Genomic DNA, 23745 nt, shown 5'->3' with positions numbered 1-23745 from the left:
GTGGGAAAGCTATTTCTGGCGCAGCGTTTTCATCACGCCGAAGTAGGCCGTCATGGCTTTGGCCCAGAGCTCCTCGGACATGCCGGGCAGCGGTGCGATCGGCAATACCCGTTGCACCGCGATGGTTTGCGTATCGATGTACTTGAGCAGCCCCTCCGGGCCGTGCCTGCGCCCGGTGCCGGAGATGCCGAGCCCGCCGGATGGCGCGTCGGCGCTGCCCCAAGCCGCGATGAAGCCCTCGTTGACGTTCACCGAACCGGCGTTGATCCGGGCCGCGACCGCGCGGCCGCGCGCCGTATTCCGGGTCCACACACTGGCGTTCAACCCGTACGCGGTGTCGTTGGCCTGTTCGACGGCCTCGTCGTCGCTGCCGACCCGGTAGAGGGAGACGACGGGTCCGAACGTCTCCTCCCGATAGACGGTCATGCCGGGCCGGACGCCGGCGAGCACGGTCGGTTCGTAGAAATAGGGGCCGAGGTCGGGCCGCGCCTTACCGCCCGCGAGCACGGTCGCGCCCTTGACCACCGCGTCGTCGACATGCGCGGCGACCGTGTCGATTTGGCGCTGGAAGGTAAGCGAACCCATATCGCTGTCGAAGTCGAGCCCGCTGCCGAGCCTGATTTCCTTTACGTTGGACACGAATTCGGCGGTGAACGCGTCGTATACCTTGTCGTGCACATAGATTCGCTCGATCGATTCGCACAGCTGTCCGGCGGAGGCGAAGCAGGCGCGCACCGCGATCTTCGCGGCGCGGGCGATATCGGCGTTGTCGAGTACCAGCAGCGGATTCTTGCCGCCCAGTTCGAGCGAGTAGCCGATCAGCCGCTCCCCCGCCTGCCGCGCGATGGTGCGGCCGGTCGCGCTGGATCCGGTGTAGTCGACGTAGTCGGCGCGGGCGATCACCTCGCCGCCGATGGCCGAACCGCGGCCGAGCACCGCCTGCCACAGCCCGCGCGGCAAGCCTGCGCGCTCGGCGGCATCGATGGCCCACAGCGCGGTGAGCGCGGTCTGGTTGTCCGGGCGCGCCACCACGGCATTGCCCGCGATCAGGGCGGGCAGCGCATCGGATGCGGCGAGGGCGAGCGGATAGTTCCACGGCGAGATCACCGCGACGACGCCCTTCGGCCGGTGCCGCACATCCACCCGGGTGAGCACCGGGAGCACGCCGCGCGGCCTGCGGGTGGCCAGCAGCCGCCCGGCGACCGACGCGTAATACCTGGCGTTCACCGCGACATCGCCGACCTCGTCGAAGGCGTGCGCCCTGGACTTGCCGGTCTCGGTCTGCACGATATCGAGGATCGCGTCCTGTTCGGCCAGCACGATGTCGTGGAAGCGACGCAGCACCGCGGCCCGCTCGGCGACCGGCGTGCCTGCCCAAACCTGTTGCGCGCGACGGGCTTCGGCGAAGGCGCGGTCGATGTCGGCGGTGGACGACTGGGGTAGGTCGACGATTTTGTGCCCGGTGGCGGGCGCGTACACCTCGACGGCGGGCGCACCGCCCGCGACGGCGTGCCGCAGCAGCGACGCCACCTCGGCGAACGCCCGCGGTTCGGCCAGCTGGGTCATGGTTCCGCCCTCTCCCACAATTAAATGAACAGTGGTGTTAGATTAATGTGTCCGCCGGGATCCGTGTCAAGCTCTTCGGGTGCGGCACAGGTATGACAAGCTCCGGGTTGTGAGGCGCCACGATGGCCACTGATACCGCCGCACCGAAACGCGGCCGCCCGCCGCAGACGCCGGAACAGGCCGGCGAGGTGCGGGCCAGGATCGTGCTCGCCACGGCGGAGGTCTTCACCAGGGTCGGGTCGCGCGGGCTCAGCGTCGCACAGATCATCGAGCAGGCCGGTCTGGCGCGGCCGACCTTCTACCGATATTTCGGCAACGCCACCGAACCGCTGCACGCACTGCTCACCGCGTCCAACGACGGACTGGTCGGCGGGATCAGGGAGGCGCTCACCGGCTCCGACGAACCGGTACAACTCGGCATCCGGCTCATCGACGCCTATCTCGACTGGGCGCGCGGGCACGGGCCGATGCTGCGACCGTTGTTCGCCGAACTCCACGACCCGGCCTCACCGGTATCGGCGTACCGCGAGCGGGCCTTCGACGATATTCGCGCGCTGGTTCGCGAAACCTTCACCGCCCTCGGCCGTCCCGTGCCGAGCCCGCTGGATCTCGATGCGGCACTGCACGTCTGCGAATACGTGGTCTACCGGATCGCCTCCGGTGCGACGCCGGGCGGCGAGCCCGACGCGGAAATCGTTGCCGCGGCACGCCTCACGATGATCCGGGTGCTGCTCACCACCCTCGGCACCCGCGACGACCTCGCCTACGCGATGGAACTGCCCGGCATCTTCGCCGATTGAACCCCGGCGGCGCGATCCGCGTGATTCCAGGTGTGGCCGGATGAAAATGCCCGGCCCCCAATCGAATCGGAGAGATCATGGGCAAACGTGCCGTGCCGCTGTTCGCCGCGGCGATCACCATCGCCGCGGGACTGCTGCTGACCCCTACCGCGAGCGCGTCGGCCGCGGCCCAGGGCTGCTCGGTCACCGCAAGTTGGGGCATGGTCAACGGAAGCCGGCCACGCTTGCTCTTGCACGCCCAGAACGTTTGTCCGCCAGGAGTAACGGATCACACGATCAGCGCCGGCATCTTCGTCAACGGGGTGCCGGTGGGGCACCCGAGCAGCGCCACCGGCACCCTCGACTGGGTGCACTTCTGCACCGGCGCCGTCACTTCCGACTGGAAAGCGGTGTGGAACAACGGACAGTCCACCGAGGGCACCTTCGACTGCAACTGACACTTGTTGCGCCGCAACGGAGTTCATTTCCGTTCCGAAATGCGGGATGTACGCGGGAGTACGCGGACGAGCCGTAGTGAGGTCACTCACATCGATTCGCTATGACCAGACCCCTGGGGTCACCGACCCTGGGGGCACAGCGCCATTAGCCGCGCGTTCGCCATTGCGCGCCTTGCACCGCGAAACTTGCATCGACACCTACCGCCGCATGGGCTCCGAGCGGGTGATGCTCGCATGCGGGCACACGGTAAGCCCCATCATTGCCAGCAAACGCGCCATTGGTGCGACTCACTGAAACAGCTATCTCGAAAGGGTAACTGTCCCAGAAAGATTCGTCGGAGTTGTGCATAGCCGTTCCTAGTTACCGTCGGGTAGTGTCCGTCGCACCGACGATCAGAGACGATCCGGAACCGTAACAATCAACGATTCCCAGGAGCGCACGTGTCGCATTCTCGGTTCGAATCCATCGGTGCCTATCTGCCCGAGAAAGTCGTTACAACGCAGGAGTTGCTTTCCCGCCTGAAGGAACCCCCTACTTTCGATCTCGAAAAAATCACCGGTGTCAAGGAACGTCGCGTGCACGCCACCGATCCGGACGATTACGAGGACTCCTTCGCCATCGCGATCAAGGCCGCGACGGACTGTCTGTCCAGGTCACGGTATGAGGCCGGGGAGATCGACGTGGTGATCTCCAGTTCGATCACGCGCAGCAGGCATGCGACCCGGATGTACATGGAACCGTCCTTCGCCGGTGCCATCGCCCGGCATATCGGCGCGAACAATGCCATTACGTTCGATATTTCGAATGCCTGCGCCGGAATGCTCACCGGCGCCTACATTCTCGACCGGATGATCCGTTCCGGCGCCGTCCGCAACGGTTTGGTGGTAAGCGGCGAGGCGATTACCCCTATCGCCGATACCGCGGTGAACGAGATTTCCGAGAAATACGATCTGCAGTTCGCCTCGCTGTCGGTCGGCGATTCCGGCGCGGCCGTCGTACTCGACGAGGCGGTGGACGAGAACGATGTCATCCACTACATCGAGCTGATGACCGCGGCGGAATATTCGCAGTGCTGCCTGGGCATGCCGAGCGACCGCACCCAGGGCGTCGCGCTCTACACCGACAACCGCCGGATGCACAACGAGGACCGGTTCCTGCTCGGCACCGACGCGCAGCAGACCTTCCTGGCCTCGCGGGGCCGGGTATTCGCCGACGAGAAGTTCGACTACGTCATCCACCACCAGTTCGGCGCGGCGGCCATCCCGTGGATGAACGCCATCTGCGAGCGCGAATTCGGCAGCCCGATGCCGCCGGACCTGCGGGTTATCGAGAAGTACGGAAATACCTCCACCACTTCGCATTTCATCGTGCTGCACGATCAGCTGAGCGAGCAGGCCATCCCGGCGGGTTCGAAGCTGCTGCTCATCCCCGCGGCCTCCGGCATCGTCACCGGATTCGTGTCAACCACCATCTCGTCGCTGAAGGTCTGAGGTCGATCATGGGCATTCGTATCGAATCCGTCGGTGTGAGCACCGGCAACGACACGCACAGCGCGGTCGAGCACGGCGGGCGCGCGGCGCGAAAGAGCCTGGAGTTGGCCGGAATCCGGCCCGATCAGGTGGGCGTACTGATCAACGCGGGCATCTTCCGCGACTCCAATACGGTCGAACCGGCCGTCTCGGCGCTGATTCAGCGGACGGCGGGGATCGGGCTGGAGTACGCCAAGGACGATCCGCGCACCTTCTCCTTCGATCTGATGAACGGCGCGACCGGTGTGCTCAACGCCGTCCAGGTGGCCGCATCGATCCTGGAGACCGGCAGTGCCGAGCATGTGCTCGTCGTCTCCGGCGACACCCATCCGTCGCTGACCCGGTTCGCGGCCGCCGACGACTTCCCTTACCGCACAGCGGGTTCCGCGCTGCTGCTGGCGCGCACCGACGAGCCGGAGGGTTTCGGCCGGGTGCACACCGCGGCCGGCGACGGCACCCCGGCGGTGCAGGCCTACGTCGACACCGCGACCATGGGTCCGATCGGTCGCGGCCTGATGACCGTCGAGCGGGAGCCGGATTTCGCGCAGCGGCTGCTCGACGTCGCGGTGCAGGCCGCGCGCGGTGTGCTGATCGATACCGACGGCGTCGCGCTCATCGCCTCGACACCGACCGCAGAATTCCCGCTGCGGTTGGCGGAAAGCCTTGGCATCGAGGCGGATTCGGTGTTCACCCCGGATCTCACCTACGGTGACCCGCACACCGCCGCGCTGCCGCTGGCCTACGCGCGGGCGCTCGCCGGGGGCGGGTTCGGTGCGCACACGCAGGTGTTGTTCGTGGCTGCGGGCGCGGGGCCGGCGGCGGCCGCATCCCTGTACCGACTTCCGGCGCTCGTCGGAGCCCCCGCGTGACAACGGGAACCTACTGGCAGGCCATCGACCGGTTCCGCGAGGTCGTCCGGAGCGAGCCCGACCGCGAGGCCGTGCTCTACCCGGACGGCACGAACCTCGATGGCCTGCCTGCCTACCGGGATATCACCTACCGCGAGCTCGACGCCTGGTCCGACGCCATCGCCGAACATCTGCGGGCTGCGGGCGTCGGATCCGGCACGCGCACCATCGTGCTGGTGCTGCCGAGCCCGGAGCTCTACGCGATCCTGTTCGGGCTGTTGAAGATCGGCGCGGTACCGGTCGTCATCGATCCGGGCATGGGTGTGCGAAAGATGTTGCGCTGCTTGCGCGCCGTCGACGCCGAGGCGTTCATCGGCATACCGCAGGCGCATGCGCTGCGGGTGCTGTTCCGCGGCGGCTTCCGTCGGGTGCGCACCGCGGTCACCGTCGGCAGGCGGTGGTTCTGGGGTGGTGACACGCTGCGCGAATGGGGTCGGGTACCGGCTGGGACGCTGCCCGCCGCGACACCGGCGCCGGACGGCGATCTGCTCGTCATCGGATTCACCACGGGCAGTACGGGTCCCGCCAAAGCGGTGGAGATGACGCACGGCAACCTGGCCGCGATGGTCGAGCAGGTGCATGTGGCGCGCGGTGAGATCGCGCCGCAGACCTCGCTGATCACCCTGCCGCTGGTCGGAATTCTCGATCTGCTGCTCGGATCGCGGTGCGTGCTACCGCCGTTGATCCCGAGCAAGGTCGGCGCGACAGATCCGGCGCATGTGGTGCACGCCATCGAAACATTCGGCGTGCGAACCATGTTCGCCTCGCCCGCGGTGCTCATCCCACTGCTGGCGCACCTGCGGCGACGCCCGGCGGATCTGAAATCGTTGCGCAGCATCTATTCCGGCGGTGCGCCGGTGCCGGACTGGTGCATCGCCGGACTGCGCGAGGTGCTGCCCGAGGAGATCCTGATCTACGCGGGCTACGGCTCGACCGAGGCGCTGCCGATGTCCACCATCGAATCCCGGGAACTGTTCTCCGGTCTCACCGAGCGGACGCACCGCGGCGACGGCACCTGCATCGGACGTCCGGCGCACCGGGTCGAGGCGCGGATCGTCGCCGTCACCGACGATCCGATACCCACCTGGGAGCGGGTCGACGAGCTCGCCGGAGAACTCGAAAAGACCGGTGGCATAGGAGAACTGGTCGTCACCGGGCCGAATGTCAGCACCAGGTACTACTGGCCGGAATCGGCGAATCTGTTCGGCAAGATCGCCGAGGGCGACCGGATCTGGCATCGCACCGGAGATCTCGCCTGGATCGATGACGATGGCCGGATCTGGTTCTGCGGGCGCAAGAGTCAGCGGGTGGTCACCGCGGCGGGGCCGATGTTCACCGTGCGGGTGGAGCAGGTCTTCAATGTCGTCGCGGGTGTCGCCCGCACCGCGCTGGTCGGCGTCGGGCCGCGCGGCGCGCAGCGGCCGGTGCTGTGTTTCGAACTCGAGCCGGGGGCCGATGCCGCCGCCGTCGAGGCGGCGCTGCGGGCGCGCGGCGCGGAATTCGAGCTCACCAGGACGATTTCGGATTTCCTCTGTCACCGGGAATTCCCGGTCGATATCCGGCACAACGCCAAGATCGGGCGCGAACAGCTCGCCGTCTGGGCGGCGAAACAGCTCGGGGTCGCGCGATGAAAATCTATGCGCTGCGGGCGATTCCGGTGCTCGGATGGTTGTACCTGGCCGGTGGCGTCGCCGCCGCGGCCACCGGCAACGCGCCGGAGAGCAGGGTGCTGCGTGCGGTGTTCTGGATCGACGCGTTCCTCAGCGTCGTGGTGCACGCGGCGCAGGTACCGGCGGCGCTGCGGGCGGCCCAAGGGTCGGGACGGCCGCCCGCACGCACCGTACTGCTCACGCAGATATTCGGGATGACTTGGTGGGCTGAGCACGACGACACTTCGCTGGCGCTCGGCTTTCGTCGTGCTCAGCAGGCGCTGATGCGTTACCGGGGGCGCTTCGCTTCCGCGGTCAGCGTGGCGTCGGGGAAAGGAGCGTAGACGATGAAAGTGTTGGTGACCGGTGCGTCCGGGTTTCTCGGCGGGGCGCTGGTGCGCAGGTTGGTCGACGACGGCGAACACGAGGTGGCGATCCTCGCCCGCGGCAGCAGCAGGCTCGACGATCTCGGTCCCGCCATCGATCGGGTGCGGGTGATAGTCGGCGACCTCGCCGATCCGGCCTCGCTGGACCGCGCCACCGCGGGCATCGATACCGTATTCCACAGCGCCGCAAGGGTCGACGAGCGCGGGACGCGGGAGCAGTTCTGGGCGGAGAACGTGCGTGCCACCACCCGCCTGCTCGGCTCGGCCCGGGCCGCCGGGGCCGCACGGTTCGTCTTCATCTCCAGCCCGAGCGCGCTCATGGACTACCACGGCGGGGATCTGCTCGATGTCGACGAGTCGCTCCCCTATCCGCACCGCTATCTGAACCTGTACTCGGAAACCAAGGCGGCCGCCGAGCGAGCCGTATTGTCCGGGAACACCGCGGGCTTCAGCACCTGCGCGCTGCGTCCGCGCGCCATCTGGGGCGCCGGTGACCGGTCCGGGCCGATCGTTCGGCTGCTGAGCCGCGCCGCCGCCGGACGGCTGCCTGATCTGTCGTTCGGCCGAAAGGTGTACGCCTCGCTGTGCCACGTGGACAATATCGTCGACGCCTGCGTCAAGGCGGCGGCCTCGGATGCGGTGGGCGGCAAGGCATATTTCGTCGCCGATGCCGAAAAGACCGATGTCTGGGAGTTTCTCGGACAGGTCGGCGCCGAACTCGGCTATCCGCCGCTCGGCCGCGAGCCGAACCCGCGGGTGATCGCCGCCGTGGTGAACGTCATCGAGACGATCTGGCGGGTGCCCGCCGTCGCCACCCGCTGGTCACCGCCGCTGTCGCGCTACGCGTTCGCGCTGCTCACCCGCAGTGCCACCTACGACACCTCGGCCGCCACAAGGGATTTCGGCTATCAGCCGATTGTCGACCGGGAGACCGGGCTCAAAAGCTTTCTGGACTGGCTGCAAACGCAGGGCGGAATCGCCGCACTCACCCGCGACCTGCGCTGAACCGCACACTCGCCGATCGGAGCACCGATGAGCACTGACACCGTTTTCCGCAGGCGGATCTCGCCGACCGAACGCATGTATCTGTGGGCTCGCGAACTCGCGCCGCCGTTCCTGATGCAGATAGTCATTCACGGCTCGGGTGACCTCGACCCGGGTGCGGTGCAGCGGGCCGTAGATATCGCCTCGGCGGCGAATCCCGGCTCCCGGCTGATCCGCGACGGCCGGTACTGGGTGGACAGCGGCCGGGCCGCCGCGGTCCGCGTCGTCCCGGGCGCGACGGTGAAATATCCGCTGCTGGAAGAGGATCCGGTGCTGACCAGCCCGATCGGACCGACCCCCGATCGCACTTGCGAGGTGCTGCTGCTCACCGGCGCGCCGGTCACCCTGGTGGTACGCACCTTTCACGGCGTCATGGACGGTATGGGCACGGTGATGTGGGTGCTGGATATCTTCCGTGCGCTGCGCGGCGAGGAGCCGATCGGCGCAACCGATCCGATCGCGGACGCGGAACTCGTCTCCCGGATCGGCGCGCCAGGCAAGCCGACACCGATACTGCCGATCTATCCGGCCGCGACCGGTCACGGCAGGCAGCTGCCCGGTATGAAGCGACACCTGTTGCGGCAGCGGACCATCGATTTCGCCGGGAAGAGCCCGCTCGCGCGGGTGGCCGCGATACTCGCCGAAACCGCGGGCGCCACTTCACGTTTCATGATTCCGGTCGATCTGCGCAGGCACGATCCGCAGCTGCGCTCCACCGCGAATCTGGCACTGCCGCTGTTCGTCGACGTCGCACCCGGCGAGGATTGGCGGACGATCAACGCGCGGATCCGCACCGGGCTCGCGGAGAAACGCGAGCTGAACCAGATGAACAACGGCGGCCTGCTGGCGTTCCCCGACGGCGTCGCGCACGCGATCATGCACGCGGGCAACTGGATCGGCGCGCGGCTCGGCCGGAATATGGTCTCGGCCACCGTCAGCAATATGGGCCGCTTCCGCCTCGACGACCTGTCCGTACCCGGCTGGCGGGCCACCGATATCCGGATGCTGCCCCAGCACAGCGGGATGATGCCGCTGCTGTTCGGGGTCGCGGAATACGATGGCCGAACCCATATCACCGTATCCGCCCGCAACGGCGTCGGCGTCGAGGAGCGGCTGGAGGCGCTGCTGGACCGGATCGCCGCGACGCTGGAACGCGAATTCGCACCCGCCGCGGCGGACTGACCATGGTCACCTGGGCTCGTCTCGTCATCGCCAGGCCGCGCACGGTGCTGTGCATCGTCGCCGGCGTCATCGCACTGCTCGGCCTGTTCGGCGCGGATACCGCCAAGCGGGTGAGCGCGGGCGGATTCATCGCTCCCGCAAGCGAATCCGCGCAGGTGGATCGCCTGGTCAAGGAGCATCTCGGACCGCAGAATCCGGATGTGATCGCCATATACACCGCGCCGGACGGCAAATCGCTCGACGATATCGGGCCGGATATCGGCCGCGCGGTGAGTCGGATCGCTCCCGGCCTGTTGGCGCGGCCGGTCCAAACCTATTGGAACAGTGTGCCGCCGCTGCGGCAGTACCTGCGTTCGGCGGACAACCGGCAGGCGGCGGCGGTGGCCTTCCTGGCCGGTGACGAGAACCGCCGGGTCACCGCCTATCCGGATATCCGTGCGGCGCTGGATATTCCGGGCGTCACGGTGCGATTCTCCGGATACAGCGCGCTGTCCACCGAGATCACCGCACAGTCGGAGCACGATCTCGTGGTGGCGGAATCGATTTCGCTTCCGGTAACGCTGCTCGTGCTGGTGCTCGTCTTCGGCGGCGCGGTGGCCGCGGCGCTGCCGGTGGCGGTGGGGCTGCTCGCCGTATTCGGTTCGCTCGGGGCGCTGCGCGCGATCACCGAATTCACCGAGGTGAGCACGTTCGCGGTGAATATCGCCTCGCTGCTCGGGCTCGGCATGGCGATCGACTACGGACTGTTCCTGGTCACCCGGTTCCGGGAGGAGATCGCCGACGGATATCCGGTGCCGGTGGCCATCGAGCGCACCTGCGCCACCGCCGGTCGCACGATCGCATTTTCGGCGCTGCTGCTGATCTGCGCATTCGCCGGAACATTCGCCTATCCGCAGGCGGTGCTGCGCTCACTCGGTTTCGGCGCCATCGCGGCGGTGGCGCTGGCCGCGGCGCTCTCGCTCACGGCGCTGCCCGCGCTGCTTGCGCTGTTCGGGGCGCGGGTCGGCCGCTCGCGGGTGTCGGCGCGGACCGAAAACCTCTGGGGCCGAGTGGTCGACGGGGTCCTGCGGCGGCCGGGGCTGGTCGCGCTCGCGGTCGGCGCCGCGCTGTTGGCGCTCGCCACGCCGCTTTCCGGCCTGCGGCTGGGCGATATCGATCAGCGCGCGCTGCCGCCAGGCAATGAAATGCGCACGACCGTCGAAGAACTCACCGCGAAGTTCCCGGCGGCGAGCAGCGGCGTCACCGCGGTGCTGCGCGGCACCGACGGCGCCGCACCGCAATCCGCCGCGGTGGACGCGGCGGTGCGCGAACTCGGCGCGGTCCCTGGCGTGCGTCAGGTGGCACAGGTGGGCCGGGCCGACGATTTCGTTGTGCTGCACGGCTTCCTGGATGCCGCCGACCGCAGTGAACGCGCGACCGCGGCGGTCCATTCGATGCGCGCGCTACGTCCGCCCGCCGGAACCGAACTCCGGATCGGCGGCGATACCGCCGCGACGGTGGACAGCGTCGATTCGATCGTCGCGCGGATGCCGCTGATGGTGCTGGCGATGGTCGCGGCGACCGTCGTACTGCTCACCGCGGCCTTCCGCTCGATCATGCTGCCGATCAAGGCCGTCGCCATGGCATTCCTCAGTCTCGCTGCCACTTTCGGCGTGCTGACCTGGATCTTCCGCGACGGTCACCTGGCCGGACCGCTCGGCATCAGCCCGGGGCCGATCGCCGCCGGAATGATGGTGCTGATCATCGCGGTGGTATTCGGATTGTCCACGGATTACGAGGTTTTCCTGCTGTCGCGCATGGTGGAGGCGCGCGCCGCCGGCGCGGATACCTCGGCGGCGGTGCGGATCGGCACGGTCAGGACGGCCAGGGTGATCACCGCGGCCGCGACGCTGCTCGTCCTGGTGACGGGCGCGTTCACCCTCTCGCCGTTGACGCCGATGCGGTTCATCGGGCTCGGCATGATCATCGCGCTGGTGGTCGATGCCACGCTGGTGCGAATGTTGTTGGTACCGGCCCTTGTTCAGCTGATGGGAGCGGCCAACTGGTGGCTGCCGTGGCCTTCGCGCCCGCGGCGGGCGGCGGAACTCACCGATACCGCGCACACCGAATCGGCCGCCACGATGTGAGTTGCGCATTCCGAACCGACCGGTAGGCTGGCTGCCGTGCGGCCCCAAGCGAATTGGGGCCGCAGCAGCCGATCCGACCGTTGTCCGAACCTTTCTCAGGACCCCGGCCTCGACAAGGATGCTGCCACATCCGCGCGGATAAGTCGCATCGGAACGGCGACAATCGCACGCGCAACGGATCGTGCCGGTGTTCGTTCGCTATGAGCGACCGCGAGCTGGGCAAATGCGCACCGAAAACCGTTGGAAGATAACGAAATCGCAACGTACCGGCACTTATGTTCCCGAATCGTTGTCTACCGGCCTAGATGAGCTCGCCCGCAATCGCGGCGACCAGACCGCCGTCGACGATCAAATCCTGGCCGTTGACATAGGCCGCTTCGGACGAGGCGAGGAAGACGACCACATTCGCCACCTCCTCGGCGGTGCCGACCCGGCCCGCGACGATCTCCCCGGCCACCGCGGACTTCGCGTCGGCGGATACCGCGGCATGGAACATCGGGGTCTCGATATAGCCGGGGCTCACCGAGTTGACCCGAATACCCTTGGGCCCCAACTCCGCCGCCAAAGTGTGTGCCAGATTGTGCACGGCCGCCTTGGTCGCCGAGTACAGCGAGCCGCCCGGCAGTCCGCGATGCAGCGTCCACGACGCGTTGACGACTATCGCGCCGCCCCGGGACAGCAGCGGAATCGCCTGCTGGATGGTGAAATACACGCCCTTGAAATTGATCCCGACAACCCGGTCGAATTCGGCCTCGGTGACCGCGTGGTTCGGCCCGAACGAGGCGACGCCCGCATTGGCGAAGAGGATGTCGAGTCGGCCATGACGCTGCCGGATCGCCTCGATCAGCGCGCTCAGGTCGGCGAGATCCGCTGCGTCACCGGCGATTCCGAGCGCCCGCTCGCCCAGTTCCGCGACGGCGGCATCGAGCTTGGCCTTGTCACGTCCGGTGACGATCACCCGCGCACCCTCATCGATCAGTCGACGAGCCGTAGCGAACCCCATGCCGCTGGAACCGCCGGTGATGAGGGCGACCTTGTCCTGGAATCGAAAACTGCTGTGTGCCATGGGTTCAGCGTGCTGTTTCGACCGAAGGGCAACCAGTGTGCAATCAACATGGGTGTGGCACCACCACCTTCACGCCGGTGCCGCGACCCGAACCCGCAGCAATCGTTCGACCCTGGCCGCGGTTTCGGTATCCGGGCGCGGGTTGTACAGCTCGAGATACCAGTCCGGATGGTCGACGACGGCCAGCGTCGTGGTGTCGAAGAAGAGGTCACCCACCTCCGGATGATGCACCGCCTTCACCGCCTGAGCCGGAATCCCGACGTCGTGCCGGGCCCACAGTTCGGCGAATTCCGGGCTCAGCGAACTCAATTCGGCGACCACCCGGCCGAAGCCCGGATCGTCCGGCGCATGCGCCGCTGCCGCTCGGAAGGCGGCGACCACGGCGGGCGCGTTCGCGGCCCACTGCCGGTGCGCACCCCGATACCTGACATTGGTGAAGAACGAGATCACGCAGTTGTGATCGCCGTCGCCGTAGCCGAACACCGTGCGCGTTCCGTCATTGATAGCCAACAGATTCCAATACCGGTCGCGCAGAATCGCGGGCCGCGGCGACCACGCATCCACCAACTGCCGCAACTCCGGCCCCACCTCACCCCCCGCACCCCCGCCGACCCGCGGCGGATTCAGCCCGGCCAGCACATAAAGGTGCTCCCGCTCCGCCCCGCTCAACCGCAGCGCCCGCCCCACCGCCTCCAACACCTCCCCCGAAACCTTGATATCCCGCCCCTGTTCGAGCCACGTATACCAAGAAACCCCAACCCCAGCGAGCATCGCCACCTCCTCCCGCCGCAATCCCGGCGTGCGCCGCGTGCCGACGACGGGTATGCCCACCTCACCAGGAGTCAGCCGGGCCCGCCGGGTCCGCAGGAAATCACGAAGCTGCTCGCGGCGCCGACCGCGCCCCACACCGGAATCACTCGTCACGGCCTGGTCAACAATCCAGCGCGGCTCCGCGCTTCCCGGCAGATCGCCGCTTACTTCGTTGGTTTCATTCAAGCCCTTTCGCGAATTCCTCCATATCCACCTCGACGGTGTCCTCAGCTTCGGCCTGTGCGATGCCCTCAGCGAGGCGGGCAGCGTTGGCAGGGGAACGCAGCAGATAGATCGTTTCGCGCAGGGAGTTGTACTCGTCCTCGGAAATGAGGACGGCGTTACCTTTGCGGCTGGTGATGTGGATGGCCACGGCGTCGTCGTTGACCTGCTCGATGAGCGGGTACAGATCGGCGCGGGCCGCACTGGCGGACATAGTGGTCCTGGATGCATTCCTCTCGGGGCAGCACCACCATGGTGCCGGGTTCGGCACGCGTGGGTTGATCCCGCGAACAGTAGACCACCTCGCGTCAGCCGGTCCGAGCCTGGAGCGCCGCGAGGAGTTGCGCCGCCGCGTCGTAGTAGGCCGCGCGGATGACGAATCGGCGGAAACCCCAGCGCTTTTCGTGTTGTGACAACTCGTCGATCAGTTCCGGCAGGGTGCCGATCAGCACGTAGGGTGCGGCCAGCAGGTCGGATGCGGTGATGTCCGGTATTTCGGCGGCGAAACGGGTGGCGGCGGCCTCCGCGTCGTCGGTGATTTCGACGTATTGGACCAGCGCCTCGAAGTCCGGGTTGCGGTCGCCTGCGGCGGCCCGGACGTGGTCTATCTGTGCGTCGATTTGGTCGCGGTGCCAGTTGACCTCGTGGTTGTGGCCGTCGGGGAGGGTGCGGCCGGTGCCGGAGAAGCTGATGATGTCGGCGTGCCGGGCGGCGTGGCGCAGCACGCGGTTTCCGCCGCCGCCGATGCGCAGCGGGATGGGCTGTTGGATCGGTCGCGGGCGGGTCAGGACGGCCTCTCGCAGGCGGACGTGCACGCCGTCGAAGGTTACGGGGTCGCCGGTGAGAAGTCGGCGGGTCGCGTCGGCCACCTCGATCATCCGGTCCACTCGCGCGCCCGCCGACGGGTATGGGCGACCCTGCATGAGCCATTCGGCCGGGGTGTGGCCGGCGCCGATCCCGAACTGCGCGCGACCGCCGGATAACAGGTCCAGCGTCGCCAGTTCGTTGGCCAGCGGTAGGGGTTCCCACATGCCCGCGTTGATCACGTTGGCGCCGAGGCGGATTCGTTCGGTCACCGTCGCCGCGGCGGCCAGTGCGACGAGCGGGGCGGCGTAGGAGCCCGGATGGTCCGGGACCAGTAGCGCGTCGAATCCGTCCGCGTCGCACCGGCGGGCGAATTCGCCCCATGAACCCGAACCGGGATCGCCGACCATCGAGATCCGCATCGTCTCCACCCTTCTCCGCCCTTGCCGCACACGGTAATTCGCGATCGGCGCGATGCGCGGAATTCAGCGGAGCGCGAATTCCGGTGTGTCAGCTGCCCGCCGGGAGTAGGGGCGCGACCACCTCGGCGATCTGGGTGGCGAGATCGCAGGTCATGAGGTTCGCCGAGGTGGGTGGCACGTTGGTGGCGACGAACAGCGAGCCGGTGCGCATCTCCACGTTCACCTCGCAGCCGCCGGGGATCGCGGGATGCGCCTTGTAGCGCAGGGCTTTCCGCGCACCGACCGCGATATCGGCGGCGTCCGGGAATTTACTCTTGACCTGGGCGAGCGTGCTGTTGGTCGTCTGCACCACGAAGCCGTAACCCGCCTTCGCGACATAGACGCAGCCGGTGCGGGTGCTGTCGGCGACGCGGTCGTTCTGCGCTGCGGCCGGGCGGGCGTCCCACTGGTGGTCGGCGAGGATTTGCGGGGTGAGCGCCTTACACGGATCGAAGGGCTGCGATACCGCACCGGCCGAGCTGCTGGGGGCGGCCGTTGTCGCCGAATCGCCGCTCGCGGCCTGTCCGCCGCCGCATCCGGCCAGCAGTGCGGCCACCGCGATCGCGAAATCCGCTGGCGCGGCGCGGAATCGACGCCTCATGGCTGCAGCTCGCGCATTTTGGCGGCGAATTCGGCGTCGGCGCGGACGTAGGAGTCGCAGATCGTCTTGAACAGCGACTTGATGTCCTGCGCGACCGAAATGTAGTCGGTGAGCGTGTCGTAGGCGTTGTTCGGCCCGCCGACGCCCTTCTCCTGGAACATCCGCACCAGCTCGGCCGCCGAGGTGAATTTCGCTCCGGCGTCCTCGCCGAGGCCCCAGGTCTCGTTGTACGCGATCTGCTGTGCGACGGTCTGCGCGGCAATGAGTTCGGTGATCAGATTCTGGCATGCGGTGTCGATGGCGACGAAGCCCGCCGGATCCATCCGCACCGACAGCGCCCCCGACTTCGCCTCCTGGATATACGAACTGAACGGACTGTTCAATGGCACTGGGCTCACCCCTTCCGGTAGTGCCCTCCGATCATATGGACGTACACCAGCGCCGTCCGGTTCCGCGGATCACAGAGAATCTTTGCGCCGGGCCGCTTTCCACGCGGCGTAGCGGTCGGGCAGGCAGACCGCGCACGGCCGGAAGCCGGCGCGGATCGCGATGTCCTCGTCGGCGAAGAAGACCCGCTGGTCACGGTAGTGGCCGCGGGCCAGCGCGCGCAGTGCGGATGGGCAGTCGAGGCGGCCGTAGATCTTGGCGCGCCGATGGCCGCCCAACCGCCCCGGGGTCGCGCTGGCGTATGGCCGGCCCGCGGCGTCGAGCAGGGTATACATGGATCCGGTTGGCGTGCGCGGTTATTCGGCGTCGTGCAGGACGAGGCCGAGGGTGTGCCGGATACCGCCGCGCAGGCGGCTCACGCCGTGCCGCACCGGCGCCCTCGACCAGCCGCGGCTGGACGGCGTCGGCCGGTCGCGGGTGGTGAAGATCAGCCCGTGACCCTGTTCCAGCACGGTGACCGTGCCTTTCGACTGCGCACGCAGCCGCTGCTCCACCAGGAGGAATTCACCGCCGGTGTGGTCGATGCCCGGCCGGTCGAGACCGATCACCACCTGCAGCGGAAATACCAACTCTCCGTACAGGTCCCGGTGCAGTGCGTTCCAATCCCCTTCGGTGTAGCGGAGCAGTATCGGCGTCGGCCTGGATTGACCTGCGGCGCGGCAGGTTTCGAGCCAGTCGCCGAAGTCGTCCGGCCACGGCGCCGGATCGCCCAACCGCTGCGCCCAGGACCGTGCCACCGGCAGCAGCCGCCGGTAGAAGGCGGCGCGCAACTCCATGATCGGCGCGGGCACCGGATCGGCGAAATAGCGATAGGTGCCCTGCCCGAAGCGATGTCGCGCCATATCGATGGTGGCGCGGAACCGCGGCCGGTCGTCCCACATGTCGACGAATCCGGCGCATTCGTCCGGCGTGAGGATGGGTCCGGTTTGAGCGCAACCGTGCGCGTCGAGTTCCCCGGCGAGCTCGTCCCACGGTTGCGCCTCGACCCGATCCGTCAGTGCGGCAGTGGATTTCATGCCGCCTCCAGGGCCAGCAGCGTATTCTTCGCCGCGACGCCGCCGACGTACTGCCCGATCGACCCGTCGCTGCGCACCACCCGGTGGCACGGAATCACCACGGGCAGTGGGTTGTTGGCGCACGCCGAGCCGACCGCTCGCACGGCGCGCGGATTCCCGACCGCCGCCGCGACCTCGGCGTAGCTGGCCCGGCGGCCGTAACCGATATCGGCCAGATGCTCGATCACCTGCCTGCGGAACCCGCCGGTCAACCGCAGATCCAGCGGCAAGTCGAAATGCGTTCTGGCGCCTGCGAAATACTCGTCGATCTCGCGGGCCACCGCGTCGAGGCGGCCCGGCGCGGCGAGTACCCGCGGGCTGATCCGGGTGGCCAGTGCGGCGAGCACCGCATCGTGATCCTCGTTCGGGTAGGCGACGCGCACCAGACCCGCCGGGGTCGCGGCGAGCAGCAGCGAGCCGACCGGGGTGTCGACGGTGCGGTAAGCGATATCGAGCAGACCCGCCTGCTCGGCCTCGGCGGCCAGCCTGCGGTGCAGCCCGGCGAGGGTATCGGCGCTATCCGCGGACAGCGCGTCGAACAGGCCGTTCGGATCCGGGATGGTGACCATCATGATCGGTCCTCCTGGTAGATCTTTCGTAATGTTTTCAGGCCGTCCGCGGCGGCGCGGCGGGCGGCGTCGGTGGAATTGCCGAGCAACTGGGCGATTTCGGCGTGCGGCAGGCCCGCCAGATAGTGGTAGGCCACCGCTTGGCGCTGCTTGGCGGGCAGCGCCGCGAGCGCGGACCACAGATCCGGGTCGTAGCCCGCCGGATCGGCGCCGGGTGCCGGACGCTCGGGCAGCGTGTCGGCCGGAACCGGCGCGCGGGTCAGCGCCCGGCCGACGTCGATGGCGCGGCGGTGCGCGATGGTGACCAGCCAGGCCTCGATATTGGCGTCGGGGGCCAGGTCCGGATAGGCGCGCAGCGCCGAAAGGAAGGTTTCCGACCAGGCATCCGGCGCGTCATCGGGACCGAGCACCGCCCGGCACACCCGAAGCACCATCGGCCCGTACTCGGCGACCACTTGCTCGAACGGAGGCAAACTCACACCCGGTAGACGCACCGGGCGCGGAAAACGTGAGATCGGCCGGTCACGGGGTGTTTCCGCGGGAAAGTCCGCTGGCGCGCAGCACCCGGCGTTCGATTCCGGCGCGGATGGCCGCCTCGGCGCCGATGATCCGCACGTGGCGCCGCGCCCTGGTGATGGCCGTATACAGCAGTTCCCTGGTGAGCAGCGTGGATTCCGGTTCGGGCAGCACCACCGAGACCGTATCGTACTGACTGCCCTGGCTGCGGTGGATGGTCATGGCGAAAACCGTTACCACCGAGGGGAATTGGGTGGGGTGCACCAGATACGGTTCGCTGCCGCGCTGCAGGGCCGCGCGCAGCGAGCCGTCGGGCATCCGGACGATGACGCCGGTATCGCCGTTGTAGATGCGCGCCTCGTGATCGTTGGCGGTGACCAGCAACGGCTGCCCGGGATACCACTGCGACTGATGGGATTCGGGACCCGCGCCGCCCGCGGCGGCCCATTCCGCGGCCATCCGGTCCCAGCGCTCGACGCCGAACGGCCCCTGGCGATGCGCGCACAGCAGCCGATGCGATTCGAGCGCGGTCAGCGCCGCGGCGGCGGCACCGGCCCGCGCCGCCTCGGTGGTGTCGCGGGCCGCGCGCACCACGTCGGCGCGCACTGCGGCGACGTCTTCCGGTGCGCTGAAAGACAATTCGTCGCCGCCGGCGCGCAGCAGCGCGAGTGCGGCATCGGCGTCGCCCGCGCGGACCGCGACGGCCAGGTCGGCGATGCGGCCACCGAAGCGGCGGCCGCGGGTCAGCCGGACGATGCCGCCGCGCAGCCTGGTTCGCTCCAGCCCGCTCAGCGACTCCGAATGACCTTGCGCCGCTTCGGCTTCCGATCCGATAATGCGGTCGAGCAGCGGATTCGGCGCGCCCGCCACGGGACCGGCGACCAGATCGGCCAGCACCGCGCCCGCGTCGACCGAGGCCAGCTGGTCCGGATCGCCGACCAGGATCAGTCGGGTGTCGGGGCGCAGCGCGGCGAGCAGACTGCTCATCATGGTCAGCGACACCATCGAGGTCTCGTCCACCACGATGACGTCGTATGGGAGCCGGTTGAATTCGTGATAGCGGAAGCGACCGCTGCGCCCGCGCTGCCACCCGAGCAGCCGGTGCAGCGTCGCCGCCGTGAGCTCTGGCAGGCCGAGCGCGGCGGCCTGTTCGCGCACCGCCTCCTGTAGCCGCGCCGCCGCCTTACCCGTCGGTGCGGCCAGCGCGATGCGCAGCGCGGGCAGTTTGGGATTCGCCATCTGGTGCGCCTGCAGCAGCGCAAGAATCCGCGCGATCGTATGCGTTTTTCCGGTGCCGGGACCGCCCGCCACCACGGTGGTCCAGTGGGTCGCGGCGAGCGCGGCGGCCAGGCGCTGCCGGTCGGGACCGGCGCCGAGCGGCGCGTCGAAGAGTCGATCCAGTTCCCGCCGAACCAGATCCGGGTCGACCGTCGGATGCCGCGCCGAACGCTCGGTGAGCACCCGCCGAATCGTCTGCTCCTGCTGGTAATAGCGATCCAGATAGAGCAAAGGGCCGGTGTCGCCGGGGCGTTCGGCCTCAACCAGGCGCAGCGGCCGCAGCGGGCCCGCCTGGCCGCCGCACACCAGCGGGCTCACCCGCAGCGCCGCGACAACCGCGTCGATCTGCGGCCACGGCAGCGTCGCCGGATCGACACCCGTTCCGGCGTCCCAGGTTTCGTCGGCGTCGATCCCGATCTCGCGCATCCGGTGCAGCTCCAGACAGACCGATCCGGACCGCACCGCGCGCACCGCGAGGGCCGCCGCGAACAGGACCTCCTCGCTCGATTCCCGGCCGAGCCGGCCGAGCCGCAGCGCGACATGGACGTCGGCGGCCGAAAGCACGCCCGCCTCGTTGAATTCGCGCAGCAGACCGGTGCCGCGCTGTGCGATCTGGATCGATGTCATCGCCGATCACCGGCCAGCAGGTCGGAGAGCTCGACGACGAGGGCCGCGGGCGGATGCCAATCGAAAACGCCGCAGCCGTGCGGTGTTTCGGGCCCGATCATGCCGCGCACGAAGAGGTAGCGGCAGCCGCCGAGGTGCCGGGCCGGATCGTAGCCGGGCAGCCGCCAGCGCAGATAACGGTGCAGCGCAACGGAATACAGCAGCGCCTGGAGCGGATAGTGCGACCGCAGCATCTCCGCGGCCATCCGGTCGCGGGTGTAGTGCGCGACGGTCAGATCGCCGGTGCCGAGGCGGTTGGTTTTGTAGTCGACGACGATGAAGCGCCGCCCGCCGTCCGGACCCTCGACCCGCAGAACCGCATCGATGCTGCCGGTGAGGTAGCCGCGCAACGGGATATCGTCCAGATGGGCAACCAGATCGGCGTATTCGTAGAGGTCGTCGTCGGCGGGCAGATGGGCGCGCAGCAGGTCGGCGATCCGGCGCAGGGTCGCCGCCGGGGCGTCGCCGTCCGCCAGCGGCAGCTCGAATTCCAACTCGTTCAACCGATCCCGGTTCGGGATATCGGCCAGGGCGCCGAACCCGAGCGGGGTGCGCAGCACCGCGAGCAGCGCGGTGCCGAGTATCGCCGGATCGGCCTCGGCGAGCAGCTCCTCGGTGGCCGCGCGGCAGCGGGTGTGCACCTCGGTGCCGAGATCCGCCGCGTCCGTGTCGATCAGCTCCAGCACGCCGTGCACCAGGGTGCCGAATTCCGCGCCGTACGGCAGCGCGTTCATCAGCGATGGCGCCGCATCCGTTGCGGCCGTGTCCGTTTCGGCGAGCACCGACGGATCGGCCGGTTCGTCCGATGGTCCGCGATCGTCCTCGGGTTCGGCATCGGTGACCGCGGCGTCGTGCGCGCCCGCGGTGAGCGCCGAATACGAGGTGCGCCGCCAGTGGTGGTCCAAGGTGCGGGTGAACCGCGCGACGGCGAGTTCACCCGTCGGCGTCTCGGTGCGGATGCGCCGCGGCGTCACCTCGGCCGTTCCGTCCACCGCGGTCACCGCGACGGCCTCCGGCGCACGGGCCGCCCAGGCCGAAAGCGCTTGCACCACAGCGCTGTCCGCGGGCACGGCGGCCTTTGCCGGTACCAGGTCACCGCCGTCGGGGCGGCCGAGGATCATTCGGTGCAGCGGTGCGGCCGCGGTGGTGATGGCAGGCGCCCACCACGCGACGATCTGGCACATGGCGCGGGTCAGCGCGACATAGAGCAGCCGCAGTTCCTCGCCCGCCTCCTCGGTTTCGCTGCGCAGCTTGCGCTCGCCGTAGCCGGGGGCCTCCTGACCGCCGACGTCCAGCGCACGGGCGCCGGTGTCGTCGTGGAACAGCAGCGTCTGCGGATACGGGTTCTTCGCGCTGTCCCACGCGAAAGGCAAATAGACGACCGGGAATTCGAGGCCCTTCGCGGCGTGCACGGTCGCGATCTGCACGGCGGCGGCATCACGGTCCAGCCTGCGGCTGCGGTCGGCGACGGCGCCGGAGGCCGGATCGCGCACCCTGTCGGCCAGCCAACGGGTCAGCGCGGTGAGACCGAGCGATTCGGTGAGCGCGACCTGATCCAGCAGTTGGGCGATGTGCCGCAGGTCGGTGAGCTGGCGCTCCCCGTTCTCCACCGCGAGCAGTCGGCGCGCGAGATCCGTTTCGGCGGAGAGCTTTTCGAAGACCGCGGCGAATCCGGCGCGGGCGAACAGCCGGGCCGCGTCGCGCAGTTGGGCGCTGATCCGGCCCACCAGATCGGCTCCGCCGCCGTCGATATCGGCCGCGGTGCAGCCGAGAATCGGGGTGCACGCGGCCAACCGGACCCGATCCGCCCGATGCGGCTGTTCCAGCGCACGCAGCACCCACAGCCAATCGGTCGCGGCCGCGGTGCCGAATACGCTGGTGCCGCCGGCGAGCACCGACGGAATGCCGACCCGATCCAAAGCCGTTCGCACCACATCGATTTGCGAGCGCGTGCGCACGAGCACCGCGATATCACCCGGCCCGATCGGCCGCGCCGAACGCTGCCCCGAGCCCAACACGGCCGCCGAACGCTCCCACGGCGCCGCCGAGGAATCGGCGACAACGCCGCCCAATGCCTCGATCCCGAATCCGGCGCGCGATCCGCCATCGGACCCCGGCCGCTGGGCGGTCACGAATTCCGCTGCCGCCGAGCCGGAATCAGCGGGTGGCACAATGTCGCGCTGCCGCTTGGCCGTATCCAGCACGACACCGGATTCCAGCAGCCGCACGATATCCGCGGCCAGATCGTCGGCGACCTTGGCGCGCATCCGGCCGACCGCCGGGAAACCCGATTTGTTCAGCGGCCCAGCGCCTTTGCGCGGCAGACAGCGCAGCCGCAGCGGGGTGATCAGCTCGGCCGGACCGGACAGCCGCGTCCACGGGCGCGTCGCCGCGACCGGGTGTACCAGGATGTCCCGGTGGCCGAGGGCCGCGCCGCCGTGTAGATGGTCGAGGGCCGCGAGCAGCCCGGCGTCGCTGCGCCAGTTGGTGGTCAGCTCGCTGCGCGTATCCGCGTGCGCGACGGCGTCCAGGTAGCTGAGCACCTCCGCGCCGCGGAAGGCGTAGATGGCCTGTTTCGGATCGCCGACCAGTACCAGGGTGGCGTGTCCGTGGAAGGCGCGGCGCAGGATATCCCACTGCAGCGGGTCGGTGTCCTGGAATTCGTCCACCAGCGCCACCCGGTAGCGTTCGCGGATGCGGCGGCAGGCGCGCGGCCCGTGCGCCGGATCGGCCAGCACCTCGTGCAGCAGCACCAGCAGGTCGTCGAAGTCGCGCAAACCCGAAAGCCGTTTGCGCCGTTCGGTTTCCGCACGCACGGCGGCGGCGAAGGCGACCCGCTCCCCCGCCGGGCCGTCCTCGTCCGGCACCAGCCGCGCCTGTCGGTCGCGCACCGCGGCCAGGCCGAGCTGATGCGCCTCCTTCAGCGAAAACGGCTGTGCCGCACGGGCATACCGATTCAGGTACAGATCGTCGACCGCCGTGCCGATCAGTTCGTCGATCGTCTCGACCAGCCGTGCCCCCGGATCGTGCTCCCCGGCCAGGCCGAGTTCGTCGAGCATGCGCTGGCAGAAGCTGTGCGTGGTGGCGATGGTGCCCGCGTCGAAATCCGAAAGGGCGGTGAGCAATCGGGCCCGCCGCCGCCACACCTCATCCGGATCCGCCTGCGCCAGATGCCGGATCACCTCGTCCGGATGCGTCCGCGCCCCGAGCGGATCGGCCAGCGCCGCCGCCACCGCGACGAAGCGGTCCCTGGTGCGCTCCCGCAGTTCCTGAGTTGCGGCCCGGCTGAACGTCACCAGCAACAGCTGGGTGATGTCGACACCCGCCTCGGCCACATAGCGCACCGCGAGCCCGACGATCGCGTGTGTCTTCCCGGTGCCCGCGCTCGCCTCGAGCACGGTGGTCCCGGTGGGCAGCGACCCGATCGGGTCGAACGGCTCCGCGGTATCGATCCGCGAGATCGTGCTCGCGACCGTCATCCCCGGAACCCGCCCACCGGTCCGGGAAGGGATCGCGGGGAGATCAATCCGCGCATACCCGCCACCATCCCTTCCGATTCACGACACACAGCATCTTTCCCGAAGCGGCGGTTCCGATGCCGGGGGCGCGCCGATCGGGCCCG

22 protein-coding genes are annotated in these 23745 nt (G+C 68.7%); 9 read left to right on the top strand and 13 right to left on the bottom strand.

What is annotated here, in order from left to right:
* Positions 1–9: 9 nt before the first annotated feature.
* The gene (locus tag LGY53_RS16535; RefSeq protein ID WP_225727551.1) at positions 10–1566 is read right to left on the bottom strand and encodes a succinic semialdehyde dehydrogenase; all 1557 of its coding nucleotides are present in this window, start codon (positions 1564–1566) and stop codon (positions 10–12) included.
* A gap of 122 nt (positions 1567–1688) precedes the next feature.
* Here LGY53_RS16535 and LGY53_RS16530 point away from each other — a divergent pair, with 122 nt between their 5' ends.
* From LGY53_RS16530 to LGY53_RS16490, 9 genes are all read left to right on the top strand, one after another.
* Positions 1689–2366 (top strand): TetR/AcrR family transcriptional regulator, encoded by a 678-nt coding sequence (locus tag LGY53_RS16530; protein ID WP_225727550.1) that lies wholly within the window; start codon positions 1689–1691, stop codon positions 2364–2366.
* Between the two features lie 77 nt (positions 2367–2443).
* Positions 2444–2803, top strand: a complete 360-nt coding sequence (locus LGY53_RS16525) for a hypothetical protein (RefSeq protein ID WP_225727549.1) — start codon at positions 2444–2446, stop codon at positions 2801–2803.
* A 441-nt stretch (positions 2804–3244) separates the two neighbouring features.
* Positions 3245–4294 (top strand): 3-oxoacyl-[acyl-carrier-protein] synthase III C-terminal domain-containing protein, encoded by a 1050-nt coding sequence (locus LGY53_RS16520; protein ID WP_225727548.1) that lies wholly within the window; start codon positions 3245–3247, stop codon positions 4292–4294.
* 8 nt (positions 4295–4302) lie between these two features.
* Complete coding sequence (locus LGY53_RS16515) at positions 4303–5202, top strand: hypothetical protein (protein ID WP_225727547.1); 900 nt, start codon at positions 4303–4305, stop codon at positions 5200–5202.
* Positions 5199–6872: a fatty acid CoA ligase family protein gene (locus LGY53_RS16510; RefSeq protein ID WP_225727546.1), complete on the top strand. Its 1674-nt coding sequence runs from the start codon at positions 5199–5201 to the stop codon at positions 6870–6872. Before LGY53_RS16515 ends, LGY53_RS16510 begins: the two co-directional genes overlap by 4 nt.
* Positions 6869–7234: a hypothetical protein gene (locus LGY53_RS16505; protein ID WP_225727545.1), complete on the top strand. Its 366-nt coding sequence runs from the start codon at positions 6869–6871 to the stop codon at positions 7232–7234. Before LGY53_RS16510 ends, LGY53_RS16505 begins: the two co-directional genes overlap by 4 nt.
* Before the next feature lie 3 nt (positions 7235–7237).
* A complete protein-coding gene (locus LGY53_RS16500; RefSeq protein ID WP_225727544.1) occupies positions 7238–8281 on the top strand; it encodes an NAD(P)-dependent oxidoreductase in 1044 nt (347 codons plus the stop codon).
* Between the two features lie 27 nt (positions 8282–8308).
* Positions 8309–9502, top strand: coding sequence for a peptide synthetase (locus LGY53_RS16495; RefSeq protein WP_225727543.1), 1194 nt, complete (start codon positions 8309–8311; stop codon positions 9500–9502).
* Between the two features lie 2 nt (positions 9503–9504).
* Entirely contained in the window at positions 9505–11628 is a 2124-nt protein-coding gene (locus LGY53_RS16490) for an MMPL family transporter (protein ID WP_225727542.1), read from the top strand.
* 301 nt (positions 11629–11929) lie between these two features.
* On the opposite strand, the gene LGY53_RS16485 is transcribed toward LGY53_RS16490, so the two are convergent.
* From LGY53_RS16485 to LGY53_RS16430, 12 genes are all read right to left on the bottom strand, one after another.
* Positions 11930–12694 (bottom strand): glucose 1-dehydrogenase, encoded by a 765-nt coding sequence (locus LGY53_RS16485; protein ID WP_225727541.1) that lies wholly within the window; start codon positions 12692–12694, stop codon positions 11930–11932.
* A 69-nt stretch (positions 12695–12763) separates the two neighbouring features.
* Complete coding sequence (locus LGY53_RS16480) at positions 12764–13690, bottom strand: helix-turn-helix transcriptional regulator (protein ID WP_225727540.1); 927 nt, start codon at positions 13688–13690, stop codon at positions 12764–12766.
* Positions 13683–13940, bottom strand: a complete 258-nt coding sequence (locus LGY53_RS16475) for a type II toxin-antitoxin system Phd/YefM family antitoxin (RefSeq protein WP_225727539.1) — start codon at positions 13938–13940, stop codon at positions 13683–13685. The genes LGY53_RS16480 and LGY53_RS16475 overlap by 8 nt, the downstream gene beginning before the upstream one ends.
* Positions 13941–14034: 94 nt before the next feature.
* The gene (locus LGY53_RS16470) at positions 14035–14952 is read right to left on the bottom strand and encodes a TIGR03621 family F420-dependent LLM class oxidoreductase (RefSeq protein WP_225727538.1); all 918 of its coding nucleotides are present in this window, start codon (positions 14950–14952) and stop codon (positions 14035–14037) included.
* Between the two features lie 88 nt (positions 14953–15040).
* Positions 15041–15592, bottom strand: a complete 552-nt coding sequence (locus LGY53_RS16465) for a DUF3558 domain-containing protein (RefSeq protein ID WP_225727537.1) — start codon at positions 15590–15592, stop codon at positions 15041–15043.
* Positions 15589–15981, bottom strand: a complete 393-nt coding sequence (locus tag LGY53_RS16460; RefSeq protein ID WP_167475839.1) for a hypothetical protein — start codon at positions 15979–15981, stop codon at positions 15589–15591. Before LGY53_RS16460 ends, LGY53_RS16465 begins: the two co-directional genes overlap by 4 nt.
* 69 nt (positions 15982–16050) lie before the next feature.
* Complete coding sequence (locus LGY53_RS16455) at positions 16051–16314, bottom strand: Ada metal-binding domain-containing protein (protein ID WP_225727536.1); 264 nt, start codon at positions 16312–16314, stop codon at positions 16051–16053.
* 21 nt (positions 16315–16335) lie between these two features.
* Positions 16336–17055, bottom strand: a complete 720-nt coding sequence (locus LGY53_RS16450) for a 2OG-Fe(II) oxygenase (RefSeq protein WP_225727535.1) — start codon at positions 17053–17055, stop codon at positions 16336–16338.
* Positions 17052–17663 (bottom strand): methylated-DNA--[protein]-cysteine S-methyltransferase, encoded by a 612-nt coding sequence (locus LGY53_RS16445; RefSeq protein WP_167479513.1) that lies wholly within the window; start codon positions 17661–17663, stop codon positions 17052–17054. The genes LGY53_RS16450 and LGY53_RS16445 overlap by 4 nt, the downstream gene beginning before the upstream one ends.
* Positions 17663–18136 (bottom strand): RNA polymerase sigma factor, encoded by a 474-nt coding sequence (locus LGY53_RS16440; protein WP_225727637.1) that lies wholly within the window; start codon positions 18134–18136, stop codon positions 17663–17665. Before LGY53_RS16440 ends, LGY53_RS16445 begins: the two co-directional genes overlap by 1 nt.
* Before the next feature lie 49 nt (positions 18137–18185).
* Complete coding sequence (gene recD, locus LGY53_RS16435) at positions 18186–20084, bottom strand: exodeoxyribonuclease V subunit alpha (protein ID WP_225727534.1); 1899 nt, start codon at positions 20082–20084, stop codon at positions 18186–18188.
* The gene (locus LGY53_RS16430; protein WP_225727533.1) at positions 20081–23602 is read right to left on the bottom strand and encodes a UvrD-helicase domain-containing protein; all 3522 of its coding nucleotides are present in this window, start codon (positions 23600–23602) and stop codon (positions 20081–20083) included. Before LGY53_RS16430 ends, recD begins: the two co-directional genes overlap by 4 nt.
* Positions 23603–23745: the final 143 nt, after the last annotated feature.

The organism is Nocardia sp. JCM 34519.1 (genome assembly GCF_020361265.1).
Taxonomy (GTDB): domain Bacteria; phylum Actinomycetota; class Actinomycetes; order Mycobacteriales; family Mycobacteriaceae; genus Nocardia; species Nocardia arthritidis_A.
Note: the sequence above shows the minus strand (reverse complement) of the source record. Positions and strands in the feature narration are given on the sequence as shown.